Below are 20,386 nucleotides of genomic sequence, written 5' to 3' on the forward strand. Positions count from 1 at the left end.
ATTTGAAGCGCATGGCCCAGTCGCCAACACCGTCACGAGACGCCGACGACAATGCCGCAAGAGAGAAGGAGGCCGCGCCGCCCGCCAAGGGAGGCGGCGCCGCCCCCAGTCTGCTCAAGGGTCAGTATCTGATTCACCACAACACGCCGCTAGCCGATTTCGACTGCCCCACCGCCAAGGCGTTCCTGGCCGAAGACCGTCGGGAACCGGACCGGGCGCTGTTTGCCCTCATCGTGCCGCCCAATCTCCCCGACCGGGCGGCACGCGCCGAAAGCCTGCGGGTGTCCGGATTGGCCGGCGTGATGAAACCGGTTGAATGGGGGCCGGTGGAATGGCCGCCCCTGGGTCAGGTCTGCATGGTGGTCGTCTATGCCCAGCCCTCCGGCGGGCGCGTCATGCCCATCGGCGAGAGCATCACGCCCTTTCAGGAAGTGCAGGTCCTTCAGGAAGTCGTCATCGCCCCGTTGCTCAACACCATTCGCGAATTGCACAGCATGGGCTTCACCCATCGCGCCCTGCGCCCGGACAACATGTTCTATGCCGATGGCAGCAAGAAAACCATTCTGGTCGGCGATTGTCTGACCACGCCGCCCGGCTACGACCAGCCGGTGCTGTTCGAGACCATCGAGCGCGGCATGTGTCAGCCTGCCGGACGGGGCATCGGGGATACGCGCGAAGATCTCTATGCCCTGGGCGTCACCCTGGTGCTGTTGCTGGTCGGCAGTAATCCCGTCGCCCGCTATTCGGACGTGGAACTGATTGAGCGCAAGATCAGTGACGGCTCCTACGCCACCTTGTGCGGCAACGAGCGCATTCCGGTCGGGCTGCTGGAAGTTCTGCGCGGGCTGCTCAGCGATGATCCGGTCGAAGCCTGGGGATTGGATGAACTGCAACACTGGATCGACGGCCGCCGCCAGTCGCCGATTCAGCGCAAGTCGGCCAAGAAAGCCGACCGCGGCTTTATCTTCGTGGAGCGCGAATACGACAATCTGCGCACCCTGGCCCACGCCTTTTTCCTCAATCAGGACGCCGCGTTGAAGGCCCTCAAGGACGGCCATGTGATCCGCTGGGTACGACGCAGTCTGGAAGATGCCGAAATGGCCGGCTACCTGGAACGCACCCTGGAAGACCTGGAAGCGTCAAAAGGTAATCGGGACTTGGCGGAAAGTGCCATGATCGCCAACATCTGCATCGCGCTCGACCCGGCGGCCCCGATCCGCTATCGCGACCTTTCCTTCATGCCCGAGGGAATCGGGCCGGTATTCGCCGCCGAGATGATGAAAAACGAGGTGGCCAAGGTCATTCAGGTCATCGCACGGGGTATCCACCGCAACTGGTTTCATGCACAGCACGCCTCGTCAGCCTTCGAGACCCGCATCAAGGCGATGGAAAAATGGCTGGCCTCCACAGATCTGGGCATGGGGCCGGAACGGGTCTTGTACGAATTCAACTTCACCCTGCCCTGCCAGAGTCCCCTGGTGGCGGGCCGCCATGTCACCGATCCGAAGATGCTCATGCGGGCGCTCGACGATCTGGCCAAGGACAAGAACCCCACCTCGCCCCCCCTGGACCGCCATGTGGTGGCCTTCATCGCCACCCATCTGGGAGACAAGGCGGAGCCGCATCTGGCGGTGATGGCCGATCCCGAGCCGGCCCGTCAGGTCCTGGGCATGCTGTCCCTGCTGGCCCAGGTGCAGTGGCGGACCGGCATCGAGACCCTGTACGGGTTGACCCGCTGGATGGGGACTCTGGTCGGTCCGGCGCTGGAGGCCTACCATTCACGCAAACTGCGCAGAGAGATCGAGCGGGATATTCCCAAACTGGTCCGCAAGGGCAGTCTGACCGAACTGTACAACCGCATCGAGGACCCTGAAGCGCGGACCATCGACAAGCGCGATTTCGAACTGGCCCGCAAGGAATTCCTGGTTGCCGAGGAAGAGGTCAACCGGGTGCAGAGCCGCGCCGTCGATCGCGCCGCCATGGAAGAAGCGGCGCAGCGGGTCGCCGCTGTGACGGCCGTCGTGGCAACCCTGTTCATTTCGGTTATGATCTTTCTGTCCAACCAGTAACGGAAGCCGAGACCCGCTCCATGGCCCAAAAAGGCACCGTCCGACCTGTTGCACCACAACAAAAGAGGAAAGGCCCGAACCTCATCGTGATGGCCATCCTGTTTGTGCTCATCGTGATGATCGCGCTGCCCTTGGTGCTGATTCTGCTGGTCGGCATGCTGCCCACCTGGGTGGCGATCTTTCTGGTCGACCGATCCAAAGAGAAATACTCATCGTTCTGCGTCGGGGGGCTGAATTTTTGCGGCACCCTGCCCTACCTGTTGGACGTCTGGTACGGGGCCAATACGCCCGTTGCCGCCGTCAAGATCCTGACCGACGTGTTCGCCATGCTGGTCATGTACGGTTCGGCGGCCCTGGGCTGGATCTTGTTCATGGTGGTGCCGCCGGTGGTCGCGGTGTTCCTGCAAGTGCTCAACGAGCGCAAAATCCAGCAGCTGCGGGCACAGCAGAAACAACTGGTCGATGAATGGGGCGACGAAGTGACCGAAGGCCCCAAGGGCAAGCACGACGCGGAGGAAGAAGAAGAGAAATCCTCCGCGCCGCCCGAAGCGCCCGCTTAGATTATGCCGGAACCGCCAGCCGCTGGCTGATCGCCGCGTTGTGTACCGCTTTCTGCACCTTCTCGAACGCCCGCACCTCGATCTGGCGCACCCGCTCGCGGGAGATGCCATAGTGCTGGCTCAGGTCCTCCAGGGTTGCCGGGGACTCGCGCAGGCGGCGTTCCTCGAAGATATGGCGTTCGCGGGTATTGAGCGCCGTCATCGCCGAATTCAGCAGCATCCGCCGTTCGTCCAGCTCTTCGCGCTGTCCCAGGGTGGTTTCCTGGTCCTCGCTGTCATCGACCAGCCAATCCTGCCACTCGCCTTCGCCTTCCTCGCGCACGGCGGCATTCAGGGAATGGTCCTGGCTGCTCATGCGGCGGTTCATGTTGACCACTTCGGTCTCCGAGACGCTCAGGCGTTCGGCGATCCTGGTCACCGTCTCCGGCATCAGGTCGCCCTCTTCGATGGCCTGCATCTGCCCCTTGAGCTTGCGCAGATTGAAGAACAGCTTCTTCTGGGCCGCCGTGGTGCCGATCTTGACCAGCGACCAGGAGTGCAGGATGTATTCCTGGATGGCGGCGCGAATCCACCACATGGCATAGGTCGCCAGCCGGAATCCCCGTTCCGGGTCGAACCGCTTGACCGCCTGCATCATGCCCACATTGCCCTCGGAGATCAGTTCCCCGACCGGCAGGCCATAACCGCGATAGCCCATGGCGATTTTGGCCACCAGACGCAAATGGCTGGTCACCATTTTTTCGGCGGCCTGATCATCTTCATGTTCCCGCCAACGCTTGGCGAGCATGTATTCCTCTTCCGGCTTCAGCATCGGAAACTTGCGAATCTGCTGCAAATAACGTGTCAGATTCCCCGACGGTGAGGTATCGAGACCCAAAGTCAAAGCGGACATGGCTTAATCTCCTAAACGCGACGGCACCCAAATTGCCGGTCGCGTGATAATCAATATCACGGACTGGAATCGACAATACCTCACTCAATTAGTCAAGTAAAGGATTTAGTTAATTTCGTCTAATGAGCACATTAATTCATTGATATCATTATGTATTAGAGATTCAAAATGTAGGATATCCCGGGTCACAGGATGGGTAAACCCGATCAAATATGCGTGAAGCGCCTGACGCCCCAGCCGCTGCTGCGCTGCGGCCAATGGCGGCGGCAGGCGGCGCGGCGTCCGACCATACAGAGGATCTCCGACCAAAGGATGCCCAGCCTGCGACAGGTGCACCCGAATCTGGTGGGTGCGCCCGGTGGCCAGGCGGCATTCGATCAGGGCCGCCCACATGCCCAGGGCGCGCACCACCCGATAACGGGTCAGCGCCGTTTTGCCGCCTTGTTCGAGCACTGCCATTTTTTTGCGGTTGTGGGGGCTGCGTCCGATATTGCCACTGAGTTCTCCTTGGCGCGGACTGGGCATTCCCCAGACCACGGCCATATAGGCTCGCTCCAGGCTATGGGCGGCGAATTGGCCGGCCAGCCCGGCGTGCGCCACCTCGGTCTTGGCGGCGACCATCAGGCCGCTGGTGTCCTTGTCCAGGCGATGCACGATACCCGGTCGCTGCACGCCCCCTATGCCGGTCAGGTCCGCCCCACAGTGGGCCAGCAGACCATTGACCAGGGTGCCGTCCCAATTGCCCGCCGCCGGATGCACCACCAGCCCGGCCGGTTTGTCGATGACGATCAGATGCTCATCCTCATAGACCACCACAAGATCCATGGGTTGGGCCTGGGGAATCGCCGCCTCGGCCGCCGGTACCGCCAGCACGTAGACCTCGCCCGATTTGACCTTGGCCGACGGGCTGCGGGCCGGGGTGCCGTTTTGCAGCCGCACCGCGTCCCCTTCGATCAGCGCCTTCAAGCGAGAGCGCGACACATCGGGCAGCGCCTCGGCCAGAAACCGGTCGAGGCGCGCACCGCCCTTGTCGTCGGGCACCGGCACAGTGTATGTGGTGGGCGGACTGTTCATAATTCACACACTGGACCGAACCATGCAGGCACTCAAGGCCCTGGTTGCCGGAATGGGCGTTCTCATCGTCATCGCCATGACCGTCATCGGCTATGGCATGATCAAAAAGGCCGAAGACCCGAACTTCAAGTTCTTCGAACTGGCCGCCGAGGCCCCCACGGCACCGCCCCCGCAGGAACTCCCGCTGGCCCCGTTCGGCGAAATATCCCTTGGCCTGCCCGAGGACTGCCAAATCCAATCGACGCAGATGCCGTCGAAGGCGCAGATGCTGGTCCTGGTGGGTCCGAGCGGTCCCTGCAACAAGGCGTTGCTGGTGGATCTCGCCTCGGGACGGGTCCTCGGCAGCCTGCGGGCCCGCTGAGACCATGTTGATCCTGCCCCCCGACCTGCGCCGCCAAATCGTCCGCGAGGCCGAGGCCGCCTATCCCGACGAATGCTGCGGATTGCTGGTCGGATCGAAAAAACCGGGCGGGCGGGTGCTGGTTCAACAGGTGGTACCGACGGCCAATGTGGCCGAGGAAGACACCCACGACCGCTTCGAGATTGATCCCCGGGTTCATATCCGGTTGTTGCGCGAGCTGCGCGGCGGGCCAACGACCGTTGTCGGCCATTATCATTCCCACCCCGACCATCCCGCCCAGCCCTCGGCCCAGGACCTGGAACGGGCCCATGATCCCGCCCTGATTTGGCTCATCGCCGCCGTCGCCAAGGGCCGCGTCGCCGCCCTGACCGCGCATCGGCTCGACCCCGAGAAAGCCACCTTCCGCCCCCTCGAACTGCACGATTGGGATGCCCCGGACAACGCCTGAAATGCCTTGACCCCGCATCCCCTTTCCCGTAAACAACGGGCCTTGCTCCAAGTCCCCTTCGTCTAGAGGCCTAGGACACCGCCCTCTCACGGCGGCAACAGGGGTTCGAATCCCCTAGGGGACGCCAAGTTTTTCAAATAGTTAGCTCGCCAATCGGCGGGCTTTTTTCGTTTGTACGGATATTATACGGAAAAGGCGTTACTCAAAGCACATGAAACGGCCATGCCTGTATGCCCCTGTAGGGTGTGGCAAAATTTGCCTTAATCTCAGCCCCCCCGTCGAAGGCCGCAACAACCAGATTCTTCTCCTGGTTCGAAAACAGCATCCGAAAAACACCCAGTTTTTTTGAAGGTCCCATAAAAAACGTTATTGGTCATTCTGCAAAGGTTCCTGGCAGACGAACCACTGACGGTGTACCATGCACCCATTGGGCAAGCATATTATGCGATATGGAGTAACGGCTGTGGACGACAATAGAGATTACTTAACAGTGCATGATTTGAAGGCATCTTGGAGGGCGTGCGTATGGGTGCGTGATTGGCTATTGAAAGAATTGAAAGACCAAAATTTATTGGATGACGTTTCGAATATTGAGAAAAAAGCATTCCACGCTGCAAGAAAACTACGTATCTCTCGCGGGGAAAGCTATTTTGATATTGAGAGAGACAAGACTTTTAATTACAACGATGAAGGCTATGATCCAGACGATACAGAAACTAAAGTAGATAAATACGAGCGAAAATCTCGCGAAGTTCACAGACAATTATTAGGTGAAAAACCTGAACGCGATCCATTAGATGAAATATCTGTTGGAAATTTAAAAGAAGCATACCATAAGGCTATTTTTCTGTTAATTGAATTAGGTATTGATTCTGAAACATACAGCATAGAAGAGGCTATTGGTAAACTTAAAAACGCAGCATCCATTGTTGATGGCATACTGAATTTGCCGAACACATTAAACAAATAGAAGTATATTTCTGAGAGTTAATTTGGTTCAGTTCGTGATGAATATATTAGGTAGAGGCTTTCATCTCTCTCCAAGTTAGGGATTTTCCGATACCGCCTTTAGCCATGCGGACACCTCGAAGAACCGTTTTTTGCCAATCTGAGGAGAACGATTTGGTCGTTGCGGTCCTTTCGCCGTAACCCCTCGACGAGCCTTTCAATTACCCACAAGTGTTTTTCCATTACCATATGCGGCTTCGAAGCCCATGACGAGGTCGGCGAGGCGGGAGAATCCCCGCCACAGGACGGTGGTTCCAGGCGGAGGGTCGTGTCGTCGGGCGAGGTAGCCGCCAAGGCGGGCGACGGCGACGATATAGAAATCGAGGTTACGCGCTTGGCCGGGGCGAGTGGCGGGCGCGGTGCGATCCAGGAGCGCCAATTCCGTGTCTGTGAAGACGGCCCGCGGCGTGCTCGCCGGTTCGGTACGGCGAAGCCACGTCATCCAGGAGATCCTCCAGGCCGTCACGCTGGCAAGCGCGATGCAATTGGCCAATCGGTCGGCAGTGCTGAGACGGATGTCTTCGATCCGGCATCCGGTAATGAATGTTGCAAGGGGAACCCTGCTTGATTTAATCCCACTCCCGACGCATTATTTTTCCTTTGTTTATGGATTTTGACGCCTTTACGTCCTGTCAAAACCCTGGCCAGTTAAATCCGGCTATTTTAACGGGGCGAACATTTTGGGTCGCTTGCAAAGGTGCTTCACTAGGCTCCAGTAATCAAGTGAGCCTGCACAAGTTTCAGCTCCCCCCTATGGTTAAATATATATGTGTACCCAATAGAGGGACCGTTTTGGGGTAAAATTCGTCTCTTTGGTGTTCAGTGAAGGGACCGTTTTGGGGTAGATGGTCCCCAACAGAGGGACCGTATTTTTTCTTCTCTGGTTGCCACCGGGCATATTCTTTCGTTGCAGGAGTTGTAAGGCCCAGTCCAACAGGCTCATTTGTTATCCGCCAAGTTGACGCCAGTCGTTCCGTCTTGACGTGAAAACTTCCTACAGACGTGCGGACAATCCAGCCTTTTTCCTGAAGCTCTTGTATTGCCTTTTCTGCCCGATTTTTACCGCACCCAAGAAGGTACGCTGCCCGGCGTACGGACATCCCAATATCGCCGTTATTCCCAGGGTAATAGACCATGCGGAATTCTAATAGCAAAGCCCGCCCATACACGGATAAAAAGCGCCATGCGGGAAGGTTCATTTCCCATTCGTACATAGAGGTGGCCTGGGAAATTCAGACAGGGGGTTAAGTGGATTTTCTGCCTGAGAGCGGCGATGATGCCGTTGATCGGGAGGAACCATGACGAAGCGTACACGGCGGAACCACACAGCGGCTTTCAAGGCGAAGGTGGCTTTGGCGGCGATCAAGGGAGACAAGACGCTGGCCGAGTTGGCGCAGCAGTTTGATGTGCATCCGAACCAGATCACGACCTGGCGAGGGCAATTGCTGGAGGGGGCATCGGGGGTTTTCGGCGCGAGCCGATCCCAGGCGACGGTGCCGGTTGATCTGAAGGAGTTGCATGCCAAGATCGGCCAATTGACGTTGGAGAATGATTTTTTGGCCGGTGCGCTCGACAAGGCCGGCATGTTGAGCGTAAAGCGATGATCGACCGTGACCATGCCCTGCCGCTGAAACGGCAGGCGGAGGTGCTGCGGCTTAGTCGCGCCAGCCTCTATTACCAGCCCCGACCGGTGTCTGCCGCCGATCTGGCCATCATGCGTCGGATCGACGCATTGCACCTGGACTTTCCGTTCGCAGGCAGCCGGATGCTGCGCGATTTCCTGCGCAACGAGGGCGTTGAGATCGGCCGCGATCATGTCATCACGCTGATGCGGCGCATGGGGATCGAGGCCTTGTACCGGCGACCAAACACGTCAAAACCAGCAGCGGGACACAAGATCTATCCGTACCTGCTGCGCGGCCTACCCATCCTGCGTCCCAATCAGGTATGGGCGATGGACATTACCTACATCCCCATGGCGCGGGGGTTCGTCTATCTCTGAGAGCTGGCCGGGATTGACGGTGGCCGATTTCCACCTGCTTGTGCGTCTGAAGGTCTTCAATACCGAGCAAATGAATCAGACCGTGTTTGCGTTTCTCAGAGGCTTTAATTTTGCGGTACAGATAATCGCTCCCGCCACGAGATGCCAACTGCATGGAACAGGGGAATCGATGATCAAGGTCTGCCTGCGCCTGAGTGAGGGCGTCAGCACCCCCTCGCCGAGCACCGCCTTCCCATCTTGATCGATATCCATGATCCTGCCCATGCGGACGATAGATGTCCGTTTAAGGATAGATGGACATCAATGGCATGACGGATTGGCGGTCAGGCAAGCGGCGTCGTTACAGTGACGCGTTCAAGCGACAGGTTGTGGCGGAGGCTTCGGCTGGCCGGATTTTACTCCGCCGTTGACATTCAGATCGGGCTCTTATGTCGACAATGATGACTATGAGTTGATTTTTATTCAAAAATTATCGATAGCACCCCAGAGTTACTTGATCCTTTCCATGAATTAGATCCCATAAGAACAACCTCAAAAGACTTATCATATGGATTCACACCCCACAAAATCTCGACATCATCTCCTGGAATCCAGTATTTCTCCTTTAAATACATTAATAATATTATTTCTTTAGCTTTTTTTATATTCGAATTGTCCTCACTATCAGATAGCACCCCATTTCTGTTGCAAGAAATATTGTGTTCTTCAACCGAACAACCGATATGTGAGATGAGACTTGAGGAGCGATCAACTCCAAAATAATTGATTGCTTTATTTCTTAACTCTACCGCAAAAGCCAGTCCAATTGGTGTTTCAAGGGACTTTATAGTAGATTTAATGGCCTTGCTTTGCAGTTTTTTCGAAATCCGTCCGCGAAACAGGACAAAAGACCTGCCATTCGGTTTTTTATAAGTTGTCCATGTACCTTCATCAAAAGCAGCATCAAAGACTTTACCAATGGGAGTTGTTCCGTATGATGCCAATTTTCCGCTACGGATAAGTTCGACATTGGAATCACTGCAACCAGTTATGAAAAACACCAGCATGAAAGGAACAATGATCATACACAGCTTTTGTGCCCTTAATAGCTTCTCGCTCGCCATTCTAGTTTTGAATTGGGCAGCCCCCGAAACAGGGTGATGAAAGTGACTGATCATGTTGCCTCCTACAGATGTTTTAACGAGAATAGAAAATTTTTGGTGATGTAAGTCATACCTACATACAAACCACGTCATAAATTGACGTTTCTTGGTTTGTCTAGTAAATGCTTGGGAGAGTGGAAATTGTCAGAGAAAGCCGAAACCATTTTCAAGCTGGCATTGCGTATGCAGAGCACCAGCGAAGGCTTAAGCCTGGAAGAAATCATGCGGGAATATGATGTTTCACGCCGAACTTCCGAACGCATGCGAGATGCCATTGAACGGATTTTCCCACAAATGGAAGAAGCGCCTTCGGTCGGTCGCATAAAGAAATGGCGCTTACCCTCGGGCACGCTGAATCGTTTAACCGCGTTCAGTGTTGTAGAGGTGCTGTCTTTAGAGAATGCGATCAGGCAAGCGGAAAGGGATGGGTATTTAGATCAAGCCGAGAACCTGATGACCTTGCTTAACAAAATCCAGTCGCTTCAGACAAAACAACAAAAGCTTGTGGCAGAGCCAGACCTCGAAGCATTGATGGCCGCAGAAGGTTACGCGCTGAGACCTGGCCCTCGCCCCATTTCAAGCCCGGAGACACTGAAAAAAATCCGCCATGGAATTTTAGCCAGCAGCAAGATCAGGATCAAATATCTATCTAGAGAGACGGGAAAAGTTACAACGCAGAAAATCTGCCCCTACGGTATTATTTATGGAAATAGAAATTATTTGGTGGCATTCAGCCTGAATCCCAACGTTTTTGACTATCGATTATACAGCTTATCAAACATTCAGCACATTGAGATTCTAGCGGATAGTTTTGTCCGTGATCCAGATTTTTCTTTAGAACAATATATGATGAATTCTTTTGGCGTTTTTCAGGAATCCCCCTTCAATGTTGTCTGGAAATTTTCGCCTCAAGCTGCAACGGATGCAAAAGAGTGGCGCTTTCATCCCACCCAAACCTTTGAGCATATGGCAGATGGTTCTCTGATCGTACGTTTCAAAGCGGGAGGCCGAAGAGAGATGGAGTGGCATCTTTACACCTGGGGGGATCAGGTTGAAAACCTAACCAATTACGATGCCCCCCTTCAAAGTTAAGTGAACGCCACAGGGTGATGATCAATTAATTCCGCAACCACTGGATCAGCAATCAGGCCAAGGATGGACTTCGCTACGAAGCCGGAGGAAAAGGAATTGGGGTCAGGTCCGCTTTCAAGTAAAGGGGGTGTCTGGGTTGCCCACAGTTCGTGACCGCCAACGCCATGGGCACGACACCCACCTCCTCGAACCATTGCCGGACAACTTTGTCCTGTCCTTTGTACGTGCCATTGTTCCCCCACGCGCAGACCATAGGCCCACCACAGGCGGAAACAAGCTTGGCAACAGATTGAACATGTTCCTTGTTGTCAGGGCCAACTGGATCAATGGCTGCCTTCATCGACTCCGGATCGGTTGCCCGATAGGCAAATATGTTGACGACGATCAATCCCCCAAATCCCCAAGAGCGTGCATAATTGATGCAGCGTCGAATGGTCGGATCATCTTCGATAGAGTCCGCCGTCGAAGGATTGAGCATCACGAATCCACATGTTTTTCCTTCCCCCCATTTTCGGGTAAGGCGGTAACGATATTGTTCGCAGTTGGACATTACAGCGTCGGAGTGAATCATCTTTGTAATCTCCCTTGGCGTTGCATGAGTTATCTCTAATATAAATATGTGTAATTATTCGAATGAGATCCTTATAGAGCGTGTTTTATTTTTTTTACGACTTATCCATAATGATCTTAGGCTTCTTCTAATCAAGGTTATCAATGATCGGAGTTGCCTTCTCATAATGAGAGTCGGCAACAAAGCGAAATCGCCCTGGAGGAAGATCGAAAGCACGAACGATTTGCGCTTTTTTCTCCTCATGCCTGAGCAGGTTCCTGGATCCGTAAATCACAAAAGTTTTCGATGGCTCGTGATAGAGAACCCGCCCTCTTTCAAAATCGGTGAACTCGTGCGGCAAAAGCTCTGGCCTTGTTCTTTGGAGATTCCGCCAGTGCTGGAAATGACCATTTGGAGTGTCCCTCCAACCTTCTATGGCCGCACAGGTGTCAAACGGTATGGACGAAGGCACGACAATACCGTCAATGATCCACCAAAGCCCAATCTGTGACCGCAAGGCCATGAATGCCTCCATCTGCTCTTTTCGCAACGCGGGTGCCTTCGAAGTTAAAGTTATATCATCATAGCACGTCATAAATTGACGTTATTATGGATTAAATTAAGAAGTGACTGCTAAGTAGAGAGCTGGCCGGGATTGTTCAGACAGTTTTTGGCGTTGGATAAGTGGAGCCTCTGCCGGTTGCCGTGTTGTATCGCCGATGCGGGGCCTCACGCAGGGAGGGCGTAGCCCGACTGGAGTGGGGCCCCGCATCGGCAGTGAACGTCATGCTGCCACCGCCTGGGGCTGGTTGTCAAAGTAGATCCTATCCGGCGGCACCCGACCGAGGCTCGAATGTGGCCTCTTGCCATTGTAGAAGTCAAAATAGCGGCCGAGCGAGGTCCGCGCCTCGCCAACGCTGTCGTAGGCCCGAAGATAGACCTCCTCGTACTTCACCGAGCGCCACAGCCGTTCGACAAAGACGTTATCCCGCCAAGCTCCTTTGCCATCCATGCTGAGGGCGATGCCGTTGTCCAGCAGCAGGCCGGTGAATGGGGCACTGGTGAACTGGCTGCCTTGGTCGGTGTTGAAGATCTCCGGCTTGCCATACTTGGCCAGCGCGTCTTCGACCGCTTCCAGACAGAAATCCACGGTCATGGTGATCGACACCCGCCAAGACAGAACCCGGCGGCTGCACCAGTCGAGCACCACACAGAGATAGACGAACCCCCGCGCCATGGGGATGTAGGTAATGTCCATCGCCCATACCTGATTGGGACGCAGGATGGGTAGGCCGCGCAGCAGGTACGGATAGATCTTGTGTCCCGCTGCTGGTTTTGACGTGTTTGGTCGCCGGTACAAGGCCTCGATCCCCATGCGCCGCATCAGCGTGATGACATGATCGCGGCCGATCTCAACGCCCTCGTTGCGCAGGAAATCGCGCAGCATCCGGCTGCCTGCGAACGGAAAGTCCAGGTGCAATGCGTCGATCCGACGCATGATGGCCAGATCGGCGGCAGACACCGGTCGGGGCTGGTAATAGAGGCTGGCGCGACTAAGCCGCAGCACCTCCGCCTGCCGTTTCAGCGGCAGGGCATGGTCACGGTCGATCATCGCTTTACGCTCAACATGCCGGCCTTGTCGAGCGCACCGGCCAAAAAATCATTCTCCAACGTCAATTGGCCGATCTTGGCATGCAACTCCTTCAGATCAACCGGCACCGTCGCCTGGGATCGGCTCGCGCCGAAAACCCCCGATGCCCCCTCCAGCAATTGCCCTCGCCAGGTCGTGATCTGGTTCGGATGCACATCAAACTGCTGCGCCAACTCGGCCAGCGTCTTGTCTCCCTTGATCGCCGCCAAAGCCACCTTCGCCTTGAAAGCCGCTGTGTGGTTCCGCCGTGTACGCTTCGTCATGGTTCCTCCCGATCAACGGCATCATCGCCGCTCTCAGGCAGAAAATCCACTTAACCCCCTGTCTGAATTTCCCAGGCCACCTCTGTAGTTCCGTTATAGATTAAAAAATATCTTGGAGGGCTGTGAAATGATTCAATCATTAGAAAGCATTCAGTGTGCGATTTACGACTTTTTAGAAACTGCCAATGGTGCCTTGGAAGCCAAAGATCGGATGTTCTATGGTGGCCATTTCTTGACTGGTCGCATTGAGCAACCGAAGTTTTTGTTTCTTGGGATTAACCCCGGATTTGGGGCGAACGATTGGCCCCAACGTCCTCTCTCCATCCCGCGCAATTCGTTTTCGCCGATTCCGTGCAAATTCGTTGATGAACACAAAGACGGTGCGCGTTTGGCCCAGAAAATCGTCGATGTCGCACTGCAAGGCTATGCGGATAAGTTGGAAACTTGCGCAGAATCCAGCCTGCGCTCTTTTTTTGCCACACCTGACGAACCCACACTGAATGGGCAGTTGGCTGCTCTTGCTGCCAAAGACCTGCATAAGGAACATGACCGGCTGATGACAGATGCAGTGAAGACCATTGTGGAGACGACAAATCCGAAGCATATCGTCTGCATAGGCATGACGGCCTTCAAGCGTTTCATGAACGTATTCGGCGGCAATCCGGCGGATGTCACGATGAAGAGCGCCAAATCAGCTTCCGGCAAGTCTGATCCCGTGTACTACAAGCACACCATGATTAATGACCGACCAGTGCATGGCCTACTCCACTTGTCCGGAGGTCATCCATCGAAAGTGATGATTGAAGACCTGAAGCAAATATTTTCAGCTCTGGGGTAGGCACCGCTTCCCTCGCCCCCCCCCGGACAACGGGGTACTCGTAAAGCCTCCTGTACATGTGGAGATAACCGCCGCCTGCCGAAGAATGTCACTCTCGATATGGATTCCAGCGTCAGCCCAACCTATGGCGACCAGGAGGGCACCTCCTTATCACCCGCTATTCCTTGTTCATCACAAGGGCGACCCGGAACAGTCCTCTCTGTGTCTCGGCAACGTGCACGAATGCGGCCCGACTCCCGCAGATGAAGCGGAAGCTCAAACGAAGATCGGCCATCGTCGCCACCATCGGCCACATGAACACTGAAGGCAGGCTTGCTCGACGCCACCTCCTGGGACAGGCCGTCGACGCCCTCAGCGCGCTGCTGGCCGCCGCCGGGCACAGCCTGCGCCTCATACTCAGCTCCATCGCGCATTTTTTTAGCATAAATCCTGGCCGCAGCCTCCGTGCAATCCGCATAAAGAGATACTTCCCTGAAACCTGACCGCATCGCAACATCAAGCGAATAGACTTTTTTCAGGACGAACAAAATACTGAGGCTGAAAACGTCAAAATATGACGCATGCCTCCGTTAATCATGTATGTCGTTCCAAACTTGTCACGTCACCTTCGAGAAATTGCAGGGGAATGCATGAACACCCAATTGAACAAAATTATTCCAAGGATTGCAGCATTTTATATCCAATATAATGATTTGGTCAAATTCATGTATTAACTAAATAAACTATCACATCAATGAAGTTTGTATATAATATACAACAATTTGAATTAATAATAGTTGGATAATATGGAAACAAATAATACGAATAACCCTAAAGAAACAACAGCACCATTTAAGTCAATTGATAAATTGATGCATAATATTATAAAGTCTTCTGCCATAGCATTTGACTCAAAATCAGAAAATTCTGGGTTTTTGAGTGGAATAAATTCTCTAGATAAGGTGCTACATGGTTTTAGAAAATCTGATTTTATAGTTATTGCGGGACAGTCACATGAATCGCACTCGGTGCTTGCTTATCAAGTTGGGCTGAAAGCTGCTCAAGAACATCAAGGGGAGAAATATAATAAAGAAGGAGCAGAAGTTGCAATTTTTTCATTGGCAAAAAACGCAGACAGTGTTCTTAGAAGATTTATTGCACTACAATCTGGGGTGTCGGAATTTAGGTATAGAGACGGCAATGTTTCTGCTATTGAGTATAATCAGGCTTTGCAAGCTGCATATTCCATACAAAACTTACCTATATTCATTAACGATGCCCCTAACCTAAGTGTTCATGATTTATGTGCGCAAGCCCGTAATATGAAAAAAGACAGGGATATTGGACTAATAATAATCGATCACTTAGATAGATTAATTGCGAATAATTGTGCCAATATTACATCTAAGGATCGGGAAACACATTTTGTTGCATGTGAATTAAAAGCTTTAGCGATTGATCTAAACTGTGCGGTTTTATCATTATTTAATACTACAACAACATTAGGAGCGATGTGCAATGAATGCTCAAAGAAAGAGAATGAAGAAAATATTACACATCTAATAGATACTGCTGATGTTCTATTGGTATTTCATTCTGCATATGAGCATTATAAACATTCTGGTCCAACACAAGATAGTTTGAATATGCGATACGAACGGTGGCATAACGGGTTGCAGAGCTTTGATGGCATAATAGAAGTAGATATTATAAAAAATAAACATGGGCAGATTGGTGGCATTGATGTTATGAGCAAAACAGGAATGGGACTTCACGATTTTAACCCATTTTCCCCAGATGGTACCGCATATTAGTAACCTGAAGTCGTTATTATGATATAAGAATCAAAGTATTATTTTCTATTTAGAGGTAATTCTATGGCCCACCTAATGGGTGAAAGCAAAAGCGGGGCTTTGCGGTTCGATTTTAACCGCCGCTCGCCTAAGGACGTAGTCCTCGATATGGATTCCAGCGTAAGCCCAACTTATGGCGACCAAGAGGACTCTGCTTATAACGGGCACTTCGGCTGTAGCTGCTATCCCCCGCTGTTCCCGTTCAACCACATGGGCGATCTAGAACGATGCCGCGTCCGCGGTGCCGACGGCTGGCGGGATGTCCTGGTGCAGGTGGTCGAACGCTACAAGGATCGGCAGGTTCGAATTTACGTTCGTGGCGACGCGGCGTTCGATTCGAGTAATTTGTACGAACACCTTGAATCTGAGGGTATTCTCTGCGCGATCTACCTGCCCGCCAACAAGGCTCTCCAGGAAAGCATCGCCCACCTTCTGATCCAACCGGTCGGCCGCCCGCCCAATCTTGTCCTCCGCTACTACGCCAGCTTCAGCTATCAGACGGGATCTAGGGACAGGAAACGCCGTGAGGTCCCAAGGTCGAATGGCATTTCGGCGACCTGTATCTTCGTGTCGGCTTCATCTTGACCAACCTGAGCCGTCCAGCCGAACGGGTCGTCGCCCTCTATAATCAGCGGGGCACGGCGGAACAGTGGATCAAGGAAGGCAAGAACGCCAACAGGTGGACCCGGCTGTCGTGCCGCAGGTTCCGCAACAACGAGGTCCGGCTCCAGTTTTATGCTCTGCCGTGCAATCTGTCCAATTTCATGCGTACCCTGGCCCTGCCTCAGGAAGTCGAACACTGGTCGCTGACGAAGTTGCGGGAGAAGTTTGTCAAGATTGGGGCCAAGCTCGTCTCTCATGGTAGGTACGTCACCTTCCAGAAGGCGGATGGCGAAGTGTGCCTGGGGCTAAGGAAATGGGGCGAATGGCTTGTCAAAGCCGAACCGGCGGTTGGAAACGTGTTTGGCCTGACCGAGTGACTATGCACACTTCCGGGATGGGCCACCCTTTTGAAAAATCATGACTAGATTCAGGGCTTTTGGGGAATATTGTATGAAAAGTGTTTCATCATGAGTAACAAAACATTGCTGAACCGTCGAAAATTTCTATCCCTTGCGCTCGGCGGGGCGACCATGGCACCTTTTTCCGTTGTAGTAACATGGGGATACAGCCGGGCAGCAAGGAAAATGGTGACTGGTTATCATGTCTGTGATGGCATACAGCTTTACGCAGTTGGACAAGGCGGCGACGATTTAGTTCAAAATCATCGGTTGGCCACAGAATCTAGCGGCTACAAGGGCCATACAAATATTGATGGGACCGCGTACGATATTTCGCTGGATCTGATTGTGATGGATGGGGAGGACGAGGATACAATTTCCACTGTGCGTACTTTGGTCGCGCATTTGAACAGCGAACGCCTCCACATCTTATTTGTGTCCGGAATGATGGGCAATATAGCTTTCGGTGATCTGAGCAAGCACGTTGATGCCGTTATCCAATGCCCTGTTGTGGAGCAGGGCCTTAATTGTCTTTCCATATCCTCTAGACGTGAACCCAACTTCCCAACCCTTGATGCGGCCTTTAGTCTAGTGGCACCGTTACTTTGGCCAGGTCTTATCGCCTACGATTTTGAAGACATGAAGCATGTCTTTGCGAGTCACAAGCTCTATACTGCTTTGCCAGTGCGGATAGATGCGCCGCATTTGAATTCAAGGCTCAACAAGCAAAATACAGGAGAGTGCATGCCGACAGTGTCACGACGCGGGCGTGCAGAAGGCATTCTGTCGATTCTGTCTGGCATGCATGACTGCAATGCCCTCTATCTAATTGATGCAGCGGCTTCTAACATTCAAAGACTCTTGAATATCGACTTGCGTTTTCCGCATGCATTCATCAAAGAGCAAGTGGGGTGGGGCGGTAGTTACTTGTTTAAACCCACCGACGCTGCAAGTTTGAGGTCAACTTGCTCTGTATGATGAGACGATAGCGTCCATTATTTTTAGCATTGACGGGTCCGTCGAGTTCCAATCTGTAAGCGTTATGGACGATGCGATCAAGGATAGCGTCGGCGAAAGTGGGCTCACTGATGACGTCATGCCACTTGTCGACCGGAAGTTGGCTGGTCATAAGGGTCGAAGCATCCTGGTATCGTTTCTCGACGATTTCCATGAGACCGCGGCGCTGGTCGGCATTGAGTTTTTCCGGCTCCCAATCGTCGAGGATCAATAAGTTTGGTTTTGTCAGGGCACGGAACAGGCGTGGGTAGCAACGCTCGTGCCCTTGTGAAAAATTTCGACACTACGTTCCGTGATTCGCGCCCAAAAGGTTTGTTTGATTAACGAATGGGGAACTGAGTAAAAATTCTTGGCAACCTCCACATGATAATCGACCCCCGAACAGGCCGAGGCCAAGGCCCTGCATGAGAAGCTGTATTTTTCGTTGTCTGGAGATAGGTAAGCGGTGTCCCGCTTACACGCCGGCCTGATAATTCCAGGGCAGCAATTCCTTGATGTGATTTTGCTTATGGCCGTTGACGATGGCTTTCAGCGTATGCTCGATGTAGGCGAAGGGGTTGATGCCGTTCAGCTTGCAGGTTTCGATGAGCGAGGCGATCGCCGCCCAGTTTTCGGCGCCCGCGTCGTGACCGGCGAAGAGAGCATTCTTGCGATTAAGGGTGATGGGCCGGATCGTCCGCTCGACGGTATTGGAATCCATTTCGACGCGACCGCATGACCATGCACTTTTTATTGGAGCAGCCCGAAGAAGCCGGACTGACCCGGGGACAGAAGCACAAACGGACAGGTGCCGATTACCTGAAGATGCTGCGCGGTTGGTCGTTCGATGCCGACAGCCGCGAGGGGGCGGTGCTGAAGGGCTGGGCGGAAAGCCGTTTTGGGCTGCTGCCGCGCCATCATCTGGAGCCCCTGGGCGACGGCCCCTCCCCCGCCCACCAGGCCTATTTGGCGGCCCGCGCCGAGGGGTTGTACAACACCAACGCCCTGGAAGCACAGCTCGATCTGTTGTTTCATTATTGTCAGTATGAACTGGCGCGGCGTGCGCCGCTGGCCCGGCACCTCACCTTGTATCGGGGCATCAACCGGCTCCAGGAGGCGGAAATCCTCGATGATCTGGACCGCCGTCACAAGGTCATGCTGTTCAACAATCTGAACTCCTTCACTGCCGATCTTGAGCGGGCCGACGAATTCGGCGACACCGTGTTATGTATCGAGGTGCCGGTGCCGAAGATCTTCTGTTATTCGGGCCTGCTGCCCGGTCGTTTGCGCGGTGAAAAGGAATTCATCGTCATCGGCGGGGCCTATGAGGTGGAGATTGTCAGCCTGTGAATTGTCGCCTTACCGACAAGCCGCACGTCTCCTAACCGCTTGATCTCCTGGCATTTGGCACTTGGACCGGTTCTTGCTTCTCAAGCCGAAAGGTTTGTGAAGCAACATGAGGATTCGATCCATGACCGATTTCGGCGACATTCTGACCGGCGTGCGCGATGGCGTTATTGTTCCCTATCTGGGGCCGGGGGTGCTTTCAGGGGTGACCGAGGTTGGCACCGGGCAGCCCATGCCCGCCGATTCCGACAGCCTGATCCTTGCCATGAACGACGGCAAGCCCATGGCCCCGCGTCTGATGTATGAATTCCCGCGCGCTGCCATGAGCCTGGAACTGAAAAAGGGTCGGACGTTCCTGACCAAGTTTTTCACCGAACTCTACGGCGAACGCCAATGGACCCGCAGCCCGGTGCATGACTGGCTGGCCGCCGTGCGTCCGCCCTATGTGATCGACGTCAACCGGGATACCCAGCTTCAGGATTCCTATGCCGACACGCCGCATTTGTTGATCCATGGCGTCGCCCGCATCAGCGGCACGGCCTTCCGCTATCGTCTGTATACCTACGACGGCACATCCTATACCGAAATCCTTCAGGAAGAGGCCGATACCAGTCTGCCGGTGCTGTTCAAGCCCATGGGCAGTCCGCGACCGGACGCCAACTACGTGGCCTCGGACGCCGACTATGTGGACTTCATCACCGAGTTGATGGGCGGTTTCGCCATTCCGAGTTTCCTCAAGCAGGATCGCCAGGGGAAAAAGTATCTGCTGCTCGGCCTGCCGCTGAACCGCGATACCGAACGGATGGTCTTATCGGACATGATCCATGGACATGCCGAGCCCACAGGCTGGGCCTTGATCCCGCACCCCACCGACAAGGAAAAACGTTTCTGCGCCAAACTGGGCCTGGAGGTGATTGAGTCCGATTGCGCCGCCCTGTTGGCCCAAATGGAACAGGCCGCATGAGGTTCCGTCCCTGTCGTGGCAAGTCCGCCTGCCGGGACGACGGCGAGGTCTGTCTGACCTGCGGCCGCAACCTGATTGAAGTGGAAAAGACCCGGCTGCTCATCGAGGCGGTCACCGAGCACCTGTTGGGACAAGGCTATGAGAATCCCGAGGACTTTACCGCCTACCTGTCGGACAAGGCGCTCAAGAAGCTCAAATCCCGGCAGCAGGCCGCCCTATGAGCGATCTGTATCAGCCGCTCGGCCATCCACAGATGGACCAGACCCACCGGGAGTTTGTGTCCCTGCTCGACCTTC

The 20,386-nt window shown here is 54.1% G+C and carries 22 protein-coding genes, 1 tRNA gene and 5 pseudogenes; 18 read left to right on the forward strand and 10 right to left on the reverse strand.

The features are described from left to right. Positions 1–11: 11 nt before the first annotated feature. Together ACYQ1P_RS03500 and ACYQ1P_RS03505 are read left to right on the forward strand one after the other, a co-directional pair. Positions 12–2,069 (forward strand): hypothetical protein, encoded by a 2,058-nt coding sequence (locus tag ACYQ1P_RS03500; protein WP_460018991.1) that lies wholly within the window; start codon positions 12–14, stop codon positions 2,067–2,069. 89 nt (positions 2,070–2,158) lie between these two features. Beyond that, entirely contained in the window at positions 2,159–2,629 is a 471-nt protein-coding gene (locus ACYQ1P_RS03505; protein ID WP_460018992.1) for a hypothetical protein, read from the forward strand. Position 2,630: 1 nt separating this feature from the next. Here the strand turns inward: ACYQ1P_RS03505 and rpoH are convergent, their stop codons facing one another. Next, on the reverse strand, positions 2,631–3,521 hold the full coding sequence (gene rpoH / locus ACYQ1P_RS03510; protein WP_460018993.1) for an RNA polymerase sigma factor RpoH: 891 nt from the start codon (positions 3,519–3,521) through the stop codon (positions 2,631–2,633). A 105-nt stretch (positions 3,522–3,626) separates the two neighbouring features. Further along, on the reverse strand, positions 3,627–4,595 hold the full coding sequence (locus ACYQ1P_RS03515; protein WP_460018994.1) for an RluA family pseudouridine synthase: 969 nt from the start codon (positions 4,593–4,595) through the stop codon (positions 3,627–3,629). A 22-nt stretch (positions 4,596–4,617) separates the two neighbouring features. Here ACYQ1P_RS03515 and ACYQ1P_RS03520 point away from each other — a divergent pair, with 22 nt between their 5' ends. From ACYQ1P_RS03520 to ACYQ1P_RS03535, 4 genes are all read left to right on the forward strand, one after another. Further along, positions 4,618–4,956, forward strand: a complete 339-nt coding sequence (locus tag ACYQ1P_RS03520; RefSeq protein WP_460018995.1) for a hypothetical protein — start codon at positions 4,618–4,620, stop codon at positions 4,954–4,956. A gap of 4 nt (positions 4,957–4,960) precedes the next feature. Beyond that, positions 4,961–5,404 carry a M67 family metallopeptidase gene (locus tag ACYQ1P_RS03525; RefSeq protein ID WP_460018996.1) on the forward strand — a complete coding sequence of 148 codons (444 nt, stop codon included), beginning with the start codon at positions 4,961–4,963 and terminating at the stop codon, positions 5,402–5,404. A gap of 51 nt (positions 5,405–5,455) precedes the next feature. Then, positions 5,456–5,531, forward strand: a tRNA-Glu gene (locus tag ACYQ1P_RS03530). A gap of 336 nt (positions 5,532–5,867) precedes the next feature. After that, the gene (locus ACYQ1P_RS03535; protein WP_460018997.1) at positions 5,868–6,374 is read left to right on the forward strand and encodes a hypothetical protein; all 507 of its coding nucleotides are present in this window, start codon (positions 5,868–5,870) and stop codon (positions 6,372–6,374) included. Between the two features lie 195 nt (positions 6,375–6,569). Here ACYQ1P_RS03535 and ACYQ1P_RS03540 read toward each other — a convergent pair whose 3' ends face one another. Next, a complete protein-coding gene (locus ACYQ1P_RS03540; RefSeq protein WP_460018998.1) occupies positions 6,570–6,878 on the reverse strand; it encodes an IS4 family transposase in 309 nt (102 codons plus the stop codon). An 832-nt stretch (positions 6,879–7,710) separates the two neighbouring features. Here ACYQ1P_RS03540 and ACYQ1P_RS03545 point away from each other — a divergent pair. Together ACYQ1P_RS03545 and ACYQ1P_RS03550 are read left to right on the forward strand one after the other, a co-directional pair. After that, positions 7,711–8,411, forward strand: a pseudogene (locus ACYQ1P_RS03545) (IS3 family transposase); the annotation flags it as partial. Positions 8,412–8,433: 22 nt separating this feature from the next. Next, positions 8,434–8,655 carry a hypothetical protein gene (locus tag ACYQ1P_RS03550; protein WP_460018999.1) on the forward strand — a complete coding sequence of 74 codons (222 nt, stop codon included), beginning with the start codon at positions 8,434–8,436 and terminating at the stop codon, positions 8,653–8,655. Between the two features lie 217 nt (positions 8,656–8,872). On the opposite strand, the gene ACYQ1P_RS03555 is transcribed toward ACYQ1P_RS03550, so the two are convergent. Further along, complete coding sequence (locus ACYQ1P_RS03555; protein ID WP_460019000.1) at positions 8,873–9,571, reverse strand: hypothetical protein; 699 nt, start codon at positions 9,569–9,571, stop codon at positions 8,873–8,875. A 126-nt stretch (positions 9,572–9,697) separates the two neighbouring features. Between ACYQ1P_RS03555 and ACYQ1P_RS03560 the strand changes: the two genes are divergently transcribed. After that, complete coding sequence (locus ACYQ1P_RS03560; RefSeq protein WP_460019001.1) at positions 9,698–10,648, forward strand: helix-turn-helix transcriptional regulator; 951 nt, start codon at positions 9,698–9,700, stop codon at positions 10,646–10,648. 73 nt (positions 10,649–10,721) lie between these two features. On the opposite strand, the gene ACYQ1P_RS03565 is transcribed toward ACYQ1P_RS03560, so the two are convergent. The 3 genes from ACYQ1P_RS03565 to ACYQ1P_RS03575 form a co-directional block, all read right to left on the reverse strand. Further along, the gene (locus ACYQ1P_RS03565; RefSeq protein ID WP_460019002.1) at positions 10,722–11,219 is read right to left on the reverse strand and encodes a DUF1643 domain-containing protein; all 498 of its coding nucleotides are present in this window, start codon (positions 11,217–11,219) and stop codon (positions 10,722–10,724) included. Positions 11,220–11,346: 127 nt separating this feature from the next. After that, positions 11,347–11,721, reverse strand: coding sequence for a hypothetical protein (locus ACYQ1P_RS03570; RefSeq protein WP_460019003.1), 375 nt, complete (start codon positions 11,719–11,721; stop codon positions 11,347–11,349). A gap of 261 nt (positions 11,722–11,982) precedes the next feature. After that, positions 11,983–13,112, reverse strand: a protein-coding gene (locus ACYQ1P_RS03575) for an IS3 family transposase (RefSeq protein ID WP_460018929.1) whose coding sequence is annotated in 2 segments (ribosomal slippage) — positions 11,983–12,851 and positions 12,851–13,112 — 1,131 coding nt in all. Because the reading frame shifts where the segments join, the coding sequence is not laid out codon by codon here. A gap of 127 nt (positions 13,113–13,239) precedes the next feature. Here ACYQ1P_RS03575 and ACYQ1P_RS03580 point away from each other — a divergent pair. The 6 genes and pseudogenes from ACYQ1P_RS03580 to ACYQ1P_RS03605 all read left to right on the forward strand — a co-directional run bounded on the left by ACYQ1P_RS03580 (position 13,240) and on the right by ACYQ1P_RS03605 (position 17,761). Beyond that, on the forward strand, positions 13,240–13,950 hold the full coding sequence (locus ACYQ1P_RS03580) for a hypothetical protein (protein WP_460019004.1): 711 nt from the start codon (positions 13,240–13,242) through the stop codon (positions 13,948–13,950). Positions 13,951–14,031: 81 nt separating this feature from the next. After that, positions 14,032–14,170 (forward strand): annotated as a pseudogene (locus tag ACYQ1P_RS03585) (IS1380 family transposase); the annotation flags it as partial. 16 nt (positions 14,171–14,186) lie between these two features. Continuing rightward, positions 14,187–14,372, forward strand: a pseudogene (locus ACYQ1P_RS03590) (IS5/IS1182 family transposase); the annotation flags it as partial. Positions 14,373–14,735: 363 nt separating this feature from the next. Then, entirely contained in the window at positions 14,736–15,743 is a 1,008-nt protein-coding gene (locus ACYQ1P_RS03595) for a DnaB-like helicase C-terminal domain-containing protein (protein ID WP_460019005.1), read from the forward strand. 117 nt (positions 15,744–15,860) lie between these two features. Continuing rightward, positions 15,861–16,672 (forward strand): annotated as a pseudogene (locus ACYQ1P_RS03600) (IS1380 family transposase); the annotation flags it as partial. 180 nt (positions 16,673–16,852) lie between these two features. Further along, positions 16,853–17,761: a hypothetical protein gene (locus tag ACYQ1P_RS03605; protein ID WP_460019006.1), complete on the forward strand. Its 909-nt coding sequence runs from the start codon at positions 16,853–16,855 to the stop codon at positions 17,759–17,761. Here ACYQ1P_RS03605 and ACYQ1P_RS03610 read toward each other — a convergent pair. The 3 genes and pseudogenes from ACYQ1P_RS03610 to ACYQ1P_RS03620 all read right to left on the reverse strand — a co-directional run. Continuing rightward, a complete protein-coding gene (locus tag ACYQ1P_RS03610) occupies positions 17,715–18,011 on the reverse strand; it encodes an ATP-binding protein (protein WP_460019007.1) in 297 nt (98 codons plus the stop codon). The two genes, ACYQ1P_RS03605 and ACYQ1P_RS03610, sit on opposite strands and share 47 nt — an antisense overlap. Before the next feature lie 14 nt (positions 18,012–18,025). Then, positions 18,026–18,310, reverse strand: a complete 285-nt coding sequence (locus ACYQ1P_RS03615) for a Mu transposase domain-containing protein (protein ID WP_460020127.1) — start codon at positions 18,308–18,310, stop codon at positions 18,026–18,028. Beyond that, positions 18,255–18,512 (reverse strand): annotated as a pseudogene (locus tag ACYQ1P_RS03620) (transposase domain-containing protein); the annotation flags it as partial. The gene ACYQ1P_RS03615 and the pseudogene ACYQ1P_RS03620, both read right to left, overlap by 56 nt. A 2-nt stretch (positions 18,513–18,514) precedes the next feature. On the opposite strand from ACYQ1P_RS03620, the gene ACYQ1P_RS03625 reads away from it, so the two are divergent. The 3 genes from ACYQ1P_RS03625 (at position 18,515) to ACYQ1P_RS03635 (ending at position 20,311) form a co-directional block, all read left to right on the forward strand. Continuing rightward, positions 18,515–19,129, forward strand: a complete 615-nt coding sequence (locus ACYQ1P_RS03625) for an NAD(+)--dinitrogen-reductase ADP-D-ribosyltransferase (protein ID WP_460019008.1) — start codon at positions 18,515–18,517, stop codon at positions 19,127–19,129. Positions 19,130–19,250: 121 nt separating this feature from the next. Beyond that, positions 19,251–20,090 (forward strand): SIR2 family protein, encoded by an 840-nt coding sequence (locus ACYQ1P_RS03630; protein ID WP_460019009.1) that lies wholly within the window; start codon positions 19,251–19,253, stop codon positions 20,088–20,090. After that, entirely contained in the window at positions 20,087–20,311 is a 225-nt protein-coding gene (locus ACYQ1P_RS03635) for a hypothetical protein (RefSeq protein WP_460019010.1), read from the forward strand. The genes ACYQ1P_RS03630 and ACYQ1P_RS03635 overlap by 4 nt, the downstream gene beginning before the upstream one ends. The last annotated feature ends 75 nt before the right edge of the window (positions 20,312–20,386 follow it).

The organism is Magnetospira thiophila, assembly GCF_054657015.1.

Bases quoted from the DNA above. Each gene is read 5' to 3' on its own strand.
- ACYQ1P_RS03570 (WP_460019003.1), bottom strand. From the start codon at position 11,721: ATGGCCTTGCGGTCACAGATTGGGCTTTGGTGGATCATTGACGGTATT.
- rpoH (WP_460018993.1), bottom strand. From the start codon at position 3,521: ATGTCCGCTTTGACTTTGGGTCTCGATACCTCACCGTCGGGGAATCTG.
- ACYQ1P_RS03625 (WP_460019008.1), top strand. From the start codon at position 18,515: ATGACCATGCACTTTTTATTGGAGCAGCCCGAAGAAGCCGGACTGACC.
- ACYQ1P_RS03595 (WP_460019005.1), top strand. From the start codon at position 14,736: ATGGAAACAAATAATACGAATAACCCTAAAGAAACAACAGCACCATTT.
- ACYQ1P_RS03520 (WP_460018995.1), top strand. From the start codon at position 4,618: ATGCAGGCACTCAAGGCCCTGGTTGCCGGAATGGGCGTTCTCATCGTC.
- ACYQ1P_RS03555 (WP_460019000.1), bottom strand. From the start codon at position 9,571: ATGATCAGTCACTTTCATCACCCTGTTTCGGGGGCTGCCCAATTCAAA.
- ACYQ1P_RS03605 (WP_460019006.1), top strand. From the start codon at position 16,853: ATGAGTAACAAAACATTGCTGAACCGTCGAAAATTTCTATCCCTTGCG.
- ACYQ1P_RS03515 (WP_460018994.1), bottom strand. From the start codon at position 4,595: ATGAACAGTCCGCCCACCACATACACTGTGCCGGTGCCCGACGACAAG.
- ACYQ1P_RS03630 (WP_460019009.1), top strand. From the start codon at position 19,251: ATGACCGATTTCGGCGACATTCTGACCGGCGTGCGCGATGGCGTTATT.
- ACYQ1P_RS03580 (WP_460019004.1), top strand. From the start codon at position 13,240: ATGATTCAATCATTAGAAAGCATTCAGTGTGCGATTTACGACTTTTTA.
- ACYQ1P_RS03525 (WP_460018996.1), top strand. From the start codon at position 4,961: ATGTTGATCCTGCCCCCCGACCTGCGCCGCCAAATCGTCCGCGAGGCC.
- ACYQ1P_RS03635 (WP_460019010.1), top strand. From the start codon at position 20,087: ATGAGGTTCCGTCCCTGTCGTGGCAAGTCCGCCTGCCGGGACGACGGC.
- ACYQ1P_RS03565 (WP_460019002.1), bottom strand. From the start codon at position 11,219: ATGATTCACTCCGACGCTGTAATGTCCAACTGCGAACAATATCGTTAC.
- ACYQ1P_RS03500 (WP_460018991.1), top strand. From the start codon at position 12: ATGGCCCAGTCGCCAACACCGTCACGAGACGCCGACGACAATGCCGCA.
- ACYQ1P_RS03505 (WP_460018992.1), top strand. From the start codon at position 2,159: ATGGCCATCCTGTTTGTGCTCATCGTGATGATCGCGCTGCCCTTGGTG.